The organism is Sulfurimonas sp. ST-27 (assembly GCF_048081595.1).
Taxonomy (GTDB): domain Bacteria; phylum Campylobacterota; class Campylobacteria; order Campylobacterales; family Sulfurimonadaceae; genus Sulfurimonas; species Sulfurimonas hydrogeniphila.
Window position 1 is genome coordinate 1,449,655 of record NZ_CP182226.1, and the last position, 11,656, is coordinate 1,461,310.

Here is an 11,656-nt window from a genome sequence, read left to right on the forward strand (position 1 = left end):
AAAAGCACAAGACATATTTATAAAAATTTAACTATAATAACAAAAAATAAAATAAAGAGGTTTATATGTTTGGAAAAGCACAACTCAAAGAATACAATTTAAGCGAAGAAGAATTATCAAAACTGCAATATGCAAAAATCGTAACAAACAAAGGCGATATCTGGATTAAACTTTATCCGGAGGAAACACCAAATACCGTTGCAAACTTTGCACATTTGGCACAAACAGGATTTTATGACAATCTCAGCTTCCACCGTGTAATCCCCGGTTTTATGGCACAGGGCGGTTGTCCGCAGGGAACAGGAACTGGTGGTCCGGGCTGGTCTATAGCATGCGAAACCGATAAAAATACACATAAACATGTCAAAGGAACACTTTCTATGGCACATGCAGGACAAAACACAGGCGGCAGCCAGTTCTTTATCTGTTTTGTTCCCTGCCCGCATCTTGACGGTGTCCATACAGTTTTTGGCGGTATTGAAGAGAATGATGCTGAAAGCTTTGCGGTTTTAGATTCAATTGAAGGACAGGATGAGATCAAAACTATAGAGATTCACGAAAAAAGAGACTGATTTTTTCGCAAGCTCGGAACCGGCACTTCAGTGCCGGCTGTTGCAACAGCCTTGCCCCTCTCAGCCCGGACTGAAGTCCGCGTTTTGAAAAATACTCATAACCTAAAACATCTTTCAAGGAAAAACCATCTTAGTACATATTTGTTGCAGTGTTGACTCACACTTCTTTCTGGAAAAACTTCAAAAAGATTTTCCAGATGAAAAACTGACCGGCTTTTTTTACGACCCGAATATCCATCCCTATTCCGAATATCAGCTGCGCCTGCTTGATGTCAAGCGCTCCTGCAAAAAACTCGGTATCGAATTGATTGAGGGTGAATATGACTATGAAAACTGGCTTGAAGCAGTTCGTGGACTGGAAAATGAACCTGAAAAAGGGGCTCGTTGTGAAGTCTGTTTTGACAAACGTTTCACAACAAGTGCAAAAAAAGCCCTCGAACTCGGTGAAAAAAAAATAACAACCACTCTGTTGGTAAGTCCGCTCAAGTCCCAGGAACAGCTCAAACGTATCGGTGATGAATTTTATAAAAGTCACGGTGTTGAGTTTGTAGCCGTTGACTACAGAAGCGACGGCGGGACACAGGATCAAAGCCGTGTCACAAAAGAAGAACAACTCTACCGTCAGGACTATTGCGGCTGTATTTTCGGGCTTACCATGCAGCGGGATCAGCAAAACAGACTGATGGATGAAATGTTTTCACCAATTTCAGGACAGACACTTCCTGCCTCGATTGAAGAACGTCTTTACATGTACACCAAAAGAAACGAACTAGAAGAGGAAGGCAAAGAGTACAGAATAATTAAACAAAAATTTCTCAACTATAGACAGTTTGGCTTTAAGCTCACAGCAGGAAAAAAAGAGAGCATAGAAGCCTATGCTATGAGTTATTCCACACTGCCGAGAAAAAAAGCACAGGGGCGCATAGAATTTTCACACAATGGTGTGTATTATTTTAATCGTGAAGAGATAAAATTTATCACTTTGCAAACCTACAATGACTTGGGCAAATCAACTTATAAATCTGTCAAAGAGCTTATTTACAACCCCTTGGACTTTGAAAAAGAACAGAGACTCAGAGCTGTTGTATCGGGCTCAAATTATGACATAACTCCCATAATAGTTGTCAAGGATATACCGGAGACAAAGCTTAGCATTGAATTGAATGCAAAAGTATATGAAGATACCAAAGAAAAACTTATTATCTTTTCTTAACAATAAATTAGATAAAATATCAAAAAAATATTGTTATAAGGTTTATAAATATGCTTATGGATGTTACAGAAATACAAAAAATTCTTCCTCACCGTTATCCTTTTTTGTTGGTTGACAGAGTTACTCAGCTAGAAAAAGGAAAATCGGTCACTGCTTACAAAAATGTCTCTATTTCAGAGCCTGTTTTTCAGGGACACTTTCCTGGCCATCCTATATATCCGGGTGTCATGATTTTAGAAGGCATGGCGCAAGCCGGCGGAATTTTGTCATTTTTAAGTATGGGAGATTTGACGGAGGAAGAGATTGCAAACAAAGTAGTCTATTTCATGAGCATCGACAAAGCAAAATTCAGAACTCCTGTAAAACCGGGAGACAAACTCGAATACAGAATTTCTGTCATAAAACAAAAAGGTACTATCTGGATGCTTAAAGGTGAAGCATATGTTGATGACAAATTAGCAAGCGAAGCGGAACTCAAAGCTATGATAGTTGACAAGTAAAGGATTTATTTTTGTCTCAAATATCTCAACTTGCCGTTATTGAAGACGGCGCGACAATCGGAGAAAATGTTACAATCGGACCGTTTTGCTTTATCTCAAGTGAAGCAACGATTGGCAATGGAACAAGCATAGATGCAAACAGTTGTATTTACGGAAAAACAACTATCGGCAAAAACAACAAAATTTTTTCACATGCAGTCATCGGTTCAATTCCGCAGGACCTGAAATTCAACGGTGAAGATGTTGAACTTATCATCGGCGATAACAATACTATCCGTGAATTTACCCTTTTTAACCCTGGGACAAAAGGCGGCGGCGGAAAAACCATCATAGGCAACGACAACCTTTTTATGGGATACGTTCACCTCGGACATGATGTCATCATCGGCAATCACTGTATCTTGGCAAACGCGGCAACACTTGCAGGACATGTGGAACTTGGCAACTATGTTGTCATTGGCGGCATGACACCAATTCACCAGTTTGTCCATGTAGGCGATTATGCCATGGTGGGAGGCGCATCAGCTTTGGCACAGGACATTCCTCCTTTTTGTATGGCAGAGGGAAACCGTGCTTCGCTCAGAGGACTTAATTTAACGGGACTCAGAAGACATTTGTCAAGAGATGACATCAATGCCCTCAAATCAGCCTACAGAGAACTTTTTGAATCAGGCAGACCACTCAAAGATACAGCAAGCGAACTGCTGGAAAATTCAGACAATCATTATGTAAAAGATTTATGTAACTTTGTCATTACAACAAAACGCGGAATTCCGTTTGAAAGGAAAAAAGTATGATACACAGACATTGCAGCTTTTGTGATGCAAGCGAAAGCGAACAAAACCCTCTTATAGCAGGCAACGGTGTTTACATTTGTAAAAACTGTGTTGTTTCAGCTTACAAAATAATGTTTGGTGATGAAAAAGAACTTGCAAAAGAGAACAACAGCGAACTTGTTGATGCAGTACACAAACTTATGACACCAAAAGAACTGGATGCTTTTTTGGGTGAGTATATTATAGGACAGGAAAGAGCAAGAAAGCTCCTGAGTGTTGCTGTTTATAATCACTATAAGCGTATATTTAAAATGCACAAATCAGATGAAGATGATACAGAAATTTCAAAGTCAAACATTCTGCTTATCGGTCCTACAGGAAGCGGTAAGACACTTATGGCACAAACTATTGCACGGGTATTGAATGTCCCTATCGCCATTGCGGATGCAACAAGTCTGACAGAAGCCGGATATGTCGGTGAAGATGTTGAAAACATTTTGACAAAGCTCATTCAGGCAGCTGACGGTGATGTAGAACGGGCGCAAAAAGGCATCATCTTTCTTGATGAAGTTGACAAAGTTTCACGTATGAGTGAAAACCGCTCCATTACCCGCGATGTTTCAGGAGAAGGTGTCCAGCAGGCACTTTTAAAAATCATCGAAGGTTCTTCTGTCAATATACCGCCAAAAGGCGGAAGAAAACATCCAAATCAGGAGTTTACAGCTATTGATACTACAAATATTTTATTTATCTGTGGCGGTGCCTTTGACGGACTTGAAGATATTTTAAAGCGCAAACAGGGTGAAAATGTTCTTGGTTTCGGCCAGGAAAAGAAAACAAAAGAAGAGAAAAAACCGACTTTTGACATGGTTGAACCGGATGACCTCGTACATTACGGACTTATTCCTGAGCTTGTCGGACGTCTGCCTATCATTGCATCACTCAATGAAATCACTGAAGATGACATGGTACGCATTTTAACAGAGCCGAAAAACTCACTTGTAAGACAGTACAAAAAACTTTTTGCCATAGATGATGTGGAACTGAACTTTGAAGAAGATGCACTCCGTGCCATTGCTAAAAAGGCCATCAAAAGAAAAACAGGAGCACGGGGACTTCGCGCAATTTTAGAAGAGAGTATGATAGATATCATGTATGAACTCCCTGAATACAGCGGTTATGAAGTAATGATCACAAAAGAAGTCATTGAAAATGGCGAACAACCTCTTTATATTAAGAAAACAACACAAAAAACAGCATAAGGCACAATAAATGATATTTAATAAAATAGTCGGACTTTTTTCAAATGACCTTTCTATCGACTTGGGAACCGCCAATACAATTGTCATAGCAAAGGGGCGCGGGATTATCATTAATGAACCTTCTGTTGTTGCTGTCAAAACCGAAAAATATGGACAACAGCGTGTACTCGCTGTCGGACATGAAGCAAAAGAGATGGTGGGAAAAACTCCGGGAAATATCAAAGCCATCCGTCCTATGCGTGACGGTGTTATTGCCGATTTTGACATGACTGAAAAGATGATTCGCAAGTTCATTGAAAAAGCGCACGGACGAAGTTCTTTAATATCTCCCCGTATTATCATCTGTGTGCCTTACGGCTTGACACAGGTTGAAAGAAAGGCTGTTCGCGAGTCTGCTTTAAGTGCCGGAGCACGCGAAGTTTTTCTCATAGAAGAGCCTATGGCAGCAGCTATCGGAGCCGGTATAGATATTCGGGAACCACAAGGGAATCTTGTTGTAGACATTGGTGGCGGTACAACTGAAATAGGTGTTGTCTCTTTGGGCGGTTTGGTACTCTCAAAGTCCATCCGTACAGCCGGAGATAAAATCGATCAGGGAATCGTCAACTATGTAAGAAAAAAATACAATCTTCTCATAGGAGAGAGAGTTGCCGAAGAGATTAAAATAAACATTGGAACAGCTGTAGAACTTGACCAGGAACTTACAATGGTTGTTAACGGACGCGATCAGGTTGAAGGACTGCTGAGTTCAGTGGAACTGACAAGCGAAGATGCCAGAGAAGCGATGAAAGAGCCGCTTAAAGAAGTCGCCGAAGCACTACGGGATGTTTTAGAGAGAATGCCGCCTGATTTAGCCGGTGATATTGTAAACCACGGTATAATTTTGACGGGCGGCGGTGCTTTAATCCGTCAGCTGGACAAATATCTCTCAGATATCGTCAGAATTCCTGTTTTTGTCGCAGATGAACCTCTTTTAGCCGTTGCACGGGGAACAGGAAGAGCTTTAGAAGAGATAGACCTCCTGCAAGAACTTTTTGAGAATGAATAAAAAATCGTTTGTCTATTTTTTTATCCTGACAGCACTCTTTGTGGGTGCTTTATACTACAACAATCCTATTCAGTCTCCCATTGTTTCAGCACTCAACACCATAAAATCAAATTATCTTGACAGTATAGAATTTTTTAACAACAAAACAGACAAATATTTATTTCAGGCACAGGAAATAGAGAATCTGAAAAACAGACTGAAAAAATATGAAAATAATCATCTTCTCCTGCAGCAACTCACTTCTGAACTCAAGGATTTGTACAAAGAAAACAACTCTTCACTCACAACAGATCCCAAAGTAGAGCTTGTCCGTGCAATATCGTATGAAAAATTTGGAAATATCAACAGATTATGGATGGATATTCCAGAGTATAATGCCTCAAAAATTTACGGCTTAACCTACAAAGAGTTTGTTGCAGGAATAGTGATAGCAAAAAACAACAAACCTCTGGCACTGCTTAATTCTGACATAAAGAGTGCCTACTCTGTTTATGTAGGGAAAGAAAAAGCACCCGGTATTGCACATGGCAACAATGCCAAAAATATAGTTATCAATTTCATACCGGCCTGGTTCAGTATCAAACCCGGGGATGAAGTGATCACATCAGGTCTGGACAATATCTTTTTTAAAGGTCTCAAAGTAGGAAAGGTTCTTTCTGTTACAAGATCACAAGGCTATCAAAATGCTGTTGTTGAACAATATTACAAGGCGAATGAGCCGGGTTATTTTCATATAATAAGGAATCTAAAATGAAATATTTCATAATCTCAGTGTTGCTATTTTTACATCTTACAGCCCAAGAGAGCAAACAAGAACTTACAATCGGTGCCGGACCGTACTTTCAGAGTCAACCTTACAAAGAGGCTTCTGCCCTTGTTTTGCCTTCACCGGTAATATTTTTTGACAACTCTGTTGTATATGCAAGATGGAGCAGATTCGGTCTTTACTTTTTAGGAGACAAAAAAGCGGAATATTCCTGGGGGTTTTCCTTTACTGTACAGCCGAGAACACTTGGCTACAAGGCATCAGACTCAGTCTCTTTACAAGGAATGAGCGACAAAGACTCAACAATGGAAGGTGGTATTGCTTTTAGTGCCGGCTATAAAAACTCCAGCTATATTGAAGTAATGCTTTTGGCAGACATCCTCAACAAATATAATTCATGGGTCGGCAGTGTAGAAATTGGTGATAAGTACACAGCAGGTCAATTTACTTTTTATCCAAGTGCTGTACTCTTGTACCAACCCAGAAAATTTCTTGACTATTATTACGGAGTCAAAAATTCCGAAGCAACACTGCAGCGTCCTGCTTACATGCCAAAGGGAGGATTCTCATTTGCCGTGCAAACATATATTAAATACCCTCTGAGCAAAAAACTCGCAGCCCTTTTTAACATAAGAGCAGACAGAATTCCAAACAGTGCATACAACAGTCCTTTGGTGAACAACAAATTTATTTACTCTGGACTTGCCTCGCTTATCTACACTTTTACCTACTGACTAAACTCCTATTAAGTGCCTTTTGGCTATAATCTCTAAATTTATATAACCATATTTAAGAGGGAACAAATGCCAAAACGCACCGACATAAAAACTATTTTACTTATAGGTTCTGGCCCGATTATTATCGGTCAGGCCTGTGAATTTGACTACTCTGGAACACAGGCTGTTAAAACATTAAAAGAATTGGGTTACCGCGTTGTTCTCATCAACTCAAATCCTGCAACCATCATGACTGATCCTGAATTTGCAGACAGAACCTATATCGAACCTATCAAAGAAGATGTTATCGCCAAAATCATCAAAGATGAAAAAGTAGATGCTGTTTTGCCGACTATGGGCGGACAGACTGCACTCAATGTTGCAATGAGCATGTATGAAAAAGGGATGCTTGAAGGTGTAGAGTTTTTAGGTGCAAATCCTGAAGCAATCAACAAAGGCGAAGACAGACAGCTTTTTAATGAAGCGATGACAAAAATCGGTATGGATTTGCCAAAAAGCAGAAATGCCTATAGTGTTGAAGAGGCCATAGAAGTTGTCAAAGAGATAGGTTTTCCGGTCATCAGTCGTGCATCCTTTACACTCGCAGGCGGCGGTTCCGGTGTGGCGTATAATATGGAAGAGTTTAAAAAACTTGCCCAGGAAGGCATTTCAGCTTCACCTGTCAATGAAATCGAGATTATGGAATCTATGCTCGGCTGGAAAGAGTATGAAATGGAGGTTATCCGCGACAAAGCGGACAACTGCATCATCGTATGTTCCATTGAAAACTTTGACCCTATGGGTGTGCATACGGGAGACTCTATTACGGTTGCCCCTGCATTAACATTGACAGATAAAGAGTATCAAAGAATGAGAGATGCCTCTTTCGCAATTTTACGTGAAGTCGGCGTTGACACAGGCGGTTCCAATGTTCAGTTTTCAATTGATCCGAAAACAGGACGCATGATTGTAATTGAGATGAATCCGCGTGTATCGCGTTCATCCGCACTGGCAAGTAAGGCAACAGGGTATCCTATTGCCAAAGTAGCCACCCTTTTAGCAGTCGGATTTACCCTTGATGAAATTGAAAATGACATCACGGGAACACCTGCAGCTTTTGAACCGGTTATAGATTATGTTGTTACAAAAATACCGCGTTTTACATTTGAAAAATTTCCTGAAGCCGAAAGTACACTCAGCACATCTATGAAATCAGTCGGTGAAGTCATGGCAATCGGCCGTACGTTTAAAGAGTCTGTTCAAAAAGCACTCTGCTCTCTTGAAACAGGACTTTGCGGTTTTGATGACATTGAAGCGGATGATGAGTTTGTCAAGCATGAAATCCGTCGTCCCAATGCTGACAGAATTCTTTATGTTGCCGAAGGTTTTCGTCGCGGCATGAGTATACAGGAAATGTTTGACACCTGCCAGATTGATCCATGGTTCTTATATCAAATACAAGAGATGATGGAAACAGAAGCAACTGTCAGCGATAAAATCCTTTTTGATGAGGAGTTAATGCGAAAAGTAAAAGTTGACGGTTTTTCTGACAAAAGAATTGCACAGCTTATAGCAAAAAATTCTCAAGAAACAGTGAGTGAAGACCTGGTTTATGAAGCAAGAAAAAAGCTTGGCATCAGTTTGGAGTATAATGAAGTTGACACCTGTGCCGCTGAGTTTGAAGCACTTACTCCTTACCTCTACTCAACAACAAACATTACAAAACTGCCAAATATTACCAATCGTCAAAGCGACAAACAAAAAGTGCTTATTTTAGGCGGCGGACCAAACAGAATCGGACAGGGGATTGAATTTGACTACTGTTGTGTACATGCGGCATTTGCACTTAAAGAGATGGGCATAGAGACTATTATGTATAACTGCAACCCCGAAACGGTTTCTACCGACTATGACACATCTGACGTTCTTTATTTTGAACCGATAGATTTTGAACATGTAAGAGAAGTGATAGAAAATGAAAATCCTGATGGTATCATTGTTCATTTCGGTGGACAGACTCCACTCAAACTTGCTGATTCTTTAACAAAAATCGGTGCAAAAATTTCAGGAACTCCATCATCCGTCATTGATTTAGCAGAAGACAGAGAGCAGTTTAGTGATTTTGTAAAAGCACACAATCTTAAACAGCCTGCAAACGGTTTGGCACGTACAAAAGAAGAATCATTTATTATAGCCGAAAGACTGGGCTATCCTGTTCTTGTTCGTCCTTCCTTTGTGCTCGGCGGACGCGGCATGCGTATCGTATATAGCGAAGATGAGCTGCGTCAATACATGGATCTTGCCATTTCTGTCTCCAACGAAGCCCCTGTCTTGGTAGACAAATTTTTGGATCAGGCAATTGAGCTTGATGTGGATTGTATCTGTGACGGCAAAGATGTCTACATCGGTTCTGTTATGCAGCACATCGAAGAGGCAGGAATACACTCGGGAGATTCGGCATGTTCACTGCCTCCCATGAATTTGACACAGGATATGATAGAAAAAGTTGAGCAGCAGACAAAAGTCATCGCACTCGGCCTTGGCGTTGTCGGACTGATGAATGTACAGTATGCAATTTATCAGGATGAAATTTATCTTATTGAAGTCAATCCTCGTGCTTCACGTACAGTTCCTTTTGTCTCAAAAGCAACCGGTATGCCTCTTGCAAAAGTAGCCACACGTGTTATGATGGGCAAAGACTTAAGAAGCTCATTAGCCTACTATGACAAATATGAAATAGTTGAAGAGCACAACGGTCTGCTTCGTCCTCGCCTCAAAGGGCATGTATCTGTCAAAGAAGCAGTATTCCCTTTCCATAAACTTTACGGTGCCGATTTGGTACTGAGTCCTGAGATGAAATCTACGGGTGAAGTAATGGGTATCAGTAAAAACTTCGGGGTAAGTTTTGCAAAAGCACAACTCAGTGCAGGAAATAATATTCCGACAGGCGGAACATGTTTCCTCTCTTTTGTTGATACAGATAAAAAACATGCTCCTGAAATAGCAAAAGGGCTGGTTGAACACGGCTTCAAACTTGTTGCAACAAAAGGGACACAAAAGGCCATAGAAGAAGCGGGTATAGCATGTGAAGTGGTTTTAAAAATTTCAGAAGGCCGTCCAAATATTGAGGACAGCATGAAAAATGATGAAATAGCAATGGCAATTAATACATCTGACAACAACACATCAAAAAAAGATGCTGTTGTCATTCGCCAAGAAGTGCTTAAAAGAAGTATTCCTTACTTTACAACGCTCAGTGCAGCAAGAGCACTGATACTCGCACTCGATGAAATGGAAGATGAAAAATGGTCAAGCTCAACAGCCCTGCAAGATTTTTTAGTATAAAAACAAATATTATTCTCTCACAAACCGACACTACTGTCGGTTTTTTATCCCAGGATGCACCTAAGCTGTGTGCAGTAAAATCACGTCCAAATACCAAACCTTTCATTGTTGTTTATAAAAACTTCCAAGCACTGAAGAAAGACCATAAAAGAGTACCAAACACTCAGAAAAACAGAGTCAGACGCCTTAAAAAAACAACCTTTATAGTAAAAAACCATGCTTTTCGGGTTGCAGAAGATGTGGCAGACTCTTCTTGTTTGAGACAAAAGGAATGGACATACTCCACATCTGCCAATGAAAGCGGTAAAAACTTTTCAAGAACTTTTTGTGAGCAAAAAGCTGATATAATAATAGAAAACAAGAAAGGACTCTTTGAAGGTCAGGCTTCAAAACTCTATAAAATCAACCATAAAAAAATAAAGAGGTTACGATGAGCAAACTGTTCCAGGCACTGCTAAGCGGTATGTTTTTTACATTCATACTTGATTTTTTCATTATATTAGGCGTGAAACTGAATTATATCGATTTTTATGGTGTACATGTATACTACAATATTTTATTTGCAGATCATCAAAATTTCTTTTTGTTTTTATTTTTTTCTATACTTCTTGGCTATTTGGTAGTTTATGCCAGCACAAAAACAGCACTGATTGTTATAGGTTCTCTCTTTGTCCTCTCTTTTGCAACGCTTATTCCTCCTATAGGAAAAAGCATTGGAGAAATGATGCTTATGAAAAAAAACATTACACTCAAAACGGATAAATTTTTCTATCATGGTGATCTCTACTATGATGGAAGAAAAAATGTAACATTTTACGATTATGAACTAAAAAAAGTTATAATTCTAGATAAAAATAAAATTCGAGGTCAATATTAGCATGAAACATATTTCTTCAATTGCCAGCGGTGTTGTATTAGGAACTGCAGGTGTTTTAATGATGAGTACGCTTACAGGATGTGAGCAAAAACAACAAGAAGCACAAAATAAATTTTTGGTTATAGAACAACAGCCAAACGGAAAGTATAAAGTTGTCGAAGAGATGCCGACACAGGGCCCTTCACGTGCAATCATCAGAGAACGTGATGAATTTGGCAGAGTAACAGAGCGTTTTATGAACGAAGAAGAGATGAAAGCTTTGGCTGCACAAGAGTATCAAAAAGTACAAAATGGTACGAGCGAAACACTTCAAGATAATTCAGGCAGTGCAGGTATGGGACTTGCCGGTACTATTTTAGCCGTTGCGGCAGGAAGTTTGCTCGGAAATATGATAGGCAATGCGCTGATGAACAACAAAAGGTTTTCCAGAAATGCAAGCAGTGTCAACAGAAGTGCCTACAGCCGTTCGGCAGCAGGCAAGGCAGCAAGAAAATCAACAAGCAGCAGAAAAAGCTTCTTTGGCGGCACTTCAAGAAGCTCGAGCTACAGCAGAAGCAGTGGCGGATTTTTTGGAGGCTGAC

General features: G+C 40.0%; 12 protein-coding genes. All 12 read left to right on the top strand.

Annotation, left to right across the window (positions count from 1 at the left end):
- Positions 1 to 65: 65 nt before the first annotated feature.
- The 12 genes from ACM66U_RS07635 to ACM66U_RS07690 all read left to right on the top strand — a co-directional run bounded on the left by ACM66U_RS07635 (position 66) and on the right by ACM66U_RS07690 (position 11,655).
- Positions 66 to 572 carry a peptidylprolyl isomerase gene (locus ACM66U_RS07635; RefSeq protein WP_151900051.1) on the top strand — a complete coding sequence of 169 codons (507 nt, stop codon included), beginning with the start codon at positions 66 to 68 and terminating at the stop codon, positions 570 to 572.
- Between the two features lie 127 nt (positions 573 to 699).
- Positions 700 to 1,785 carry an epoxyqueuosine reductase QueH gene (locus tag ACM66U_RS07640; protein WP_418641409.1) on the top strand — a complete coding sequence of 362 codons (1,086 nt, stop codon included), beginning with the start codon at positions 700 to 702 and terminating at the stop codon, positions 1,783 to 1,785.
- 50 nt (positions 1,786 to 1,835) lie between these two features.
- Positions 1,836 to 2,285 (top strand): 3-hydroxyacyl-ACP dehydratase FabZ, encoded by a 450-nt coding sequence (fabZ, locus tag ACM66U_RS07645; protein WP_151900049.1) that lies wholly within the window; start codon positions 1,836 to 1,838, stop codon positions 2,283 to 2,285.
- An 11-nt stretch (positions 2,286 to 2,296) separates the two neighbouring features.
- Positions 2,297 to 3,082 carry an acyl-ACP--UDP-N-acetylglucosamine O-acyltransferase gene (gene lpxA / locus ACM66U_RS07650; protein WP_418640467.1) on the top strand — a complete coding sequence of 262 codons (786 nt, stop codon included), beginning with the start codon at positions 2,297 to 2,299 and terminating at the stop codon, positions 3,080 to 3,082.
- Positions 3,079 to 4,323, top strand: a complete 1,245-nt coding sequence (gene clpX, locus ACM66U_RS07655) for an ATP-dependent Clp protease ATP-binding subunit ClpX (protein WP_151900047.1) — start codon at positions 3,079 to 3,081, stop codon at positions 4,321 to 4,323. Before lpxA ends, clpX begins: the two co-directional genes overlap by 4 nt.
- Positions 4,324 to 4,333: 10 nt before the next feature.
- Positions 4,334 to 5,371, top strand: coding sequence for a rod shape-determining protein (locus ACM66U_RS07660; RefSeq protein ID WP_151900046.1), 1,038 nt, complete (start codon positions 4,334 to 4,336; stop codon positions 5,369 to 5,371).
- Positions 5,364 to 6,125 carry a rod shape-determining protein MreC gene (gene mreC / locus ACM66U_RS07665; protein WP_418640468.1) on the top strand — a complete coding sequence of 254 codons (762 nt, stop codon included), beginning with the start codon at positions 5,364 to 5,366 and terminating at the stop codon, positions 6,123 to 6,125. Before ACM66U_RS07660 ends, mreC begins: the two co-directional genes overlap by 8 nt.
- Positions 6,122 to 6,871 (top strand): MipA/OmpV family protein, encoded by a 750-nt coding sequence (locus tag ACM66U_RS07670; protein WP_151900044.1) that lies wholly within the window; start codon positions 6,122 to 6,124, stop codon positions 6,869 to 6,871. The genes mreC and ACM66U_RS07670 overlap by 4 nt, the downstream gene beginning before the upstream one ends.
- Positions 6,872 to 6,940: 69 nt before the next feature.
- Positions 6,941 to 10,198: a carbamoyl-phosphate synthase large subunit gene (gene carB / locus ACM66U_RS07675; protein ID WP_418640469.1), complete on the top strand. Its 3,258-nt coding sequence runs from the start codon at positions 6,941 to 6,943 to the stop codon at positions 10,196 to 10,198.
- Positions 10,159 to 10,632 (top strand): Sua5/YciO/YrdC/YwlC family protein, encoded by a 474-nt coding sequence (locus ACM66U_RS07680; RefSeq protein WP_151900042.1) that lies wholly within the window; start codon positions 10,159 to 10,161, stop codon positions 10,630 to 10,632. The genes carB and ACM66U_RS07680 overlap by 40 nt, the downstream gene beginning before the upstream one ends.
- A complete protein-coding gene (locus tag ACM66U_RS07685; RefSeq protein WP_151900041.1) occupies positions 10,629 to 11,075 on the top strand; it encodes a hypothetical protein in 447 nt (148 codons plus the stop codon). The genes ACM66U_RS07680 and ACM66U_RS07685 overlap by 4 nt, the downstream gene beginning before the upstream one ends.
- 1 nt (position 11,076) lies before the next feature.
- Positions 11,077 to 11,655: a hypothetical protein gene (locus ACM66U_RS07690; RefSeq protein ID WP_151900040.1), complete on the top strand. Its 579-nt coding sequence runs from the start codon at positions 11,077 to 11,079 to the stop codon at positions 11,653 to 11,655.
- The last annotated feature ends 1 nt before the right edge of the window (position 11,656 follow it).

What these genes read in the sequence shown, in the direction of transcription:
- ACM66U_RS07635 (WP_151900051.1), top strand. Translation starts at nt 66, where the DNA reads ATGTTTGGAAAAGCACAACTCAAAGAATACAATTTAAGCGAAGAAGAA.
- fabZ (WP_151900049.1), top strand. Translation starts at nt 1,836, where the DNA reads ATGCTTATGGATGTTACAGAAATACAAAAAATTCTTCCTCACCGTTAT.
- clpX (WP_151900047.1), top strand. Translation starts at nt 3,079, where the DNA reads ATGATACACAGACATTGCAGCTTTTGTGATGCAAGCGAAAGCGAACAA.
- ACM66U_RS07660 (WP_151900046.1), top strand. Translation starts at nt 4,334, where the DNA reads ATGATATTTAATAAAATAGTCGGACTTTTTTCAAATGACCTTTCTATC.
- mreC (WP_418640468.1), top strand. Translation starts at nt 5,364, where the DNA reads ATGAATAAAAAATCGTTTGTCTATTTTTTTATCCTGACAGCACTCTTT.
- ACM66U_RS07670 (WP_151900044.1), top strand. Translation starts at nt 6,122, where the DNA reads ATGAAATATTTCATAATCTCAGTGTTGCTATTTTTACATCTTACAGCC.
- carB (WP_418640469.1), top strand. Translation starts at nt 6,941, where the DNA reads ATGCCAAAACGCACCGACATAAAAACTATTTTACTTATAGGTTCTGGC.
- ACM66U_RS07680 (WP_151900042.1), top strand. Translation starts at nt 10,159, where the DNA reads ATGGTCAAGCTCAACAGCCCTGCAAGATTTTTTAGTATAAAAACAAAT.
- ACM66U_RS07685 (WP_151900041.1), top strand. Translation starts at nt 10,629, where the DNA reads ATGAGCAAACTGTTCCAGGCACTGCTAAGCGGTATGTTTTTTACATTC.
- ACM66U_RS07690 (WP_151900040.1), top strand. Translation starts at nt 11,077, where the DNA reads ATGAAACATATTTCTTCAATTGCCAGCGGTGTTGTATTAGGAACTGCA.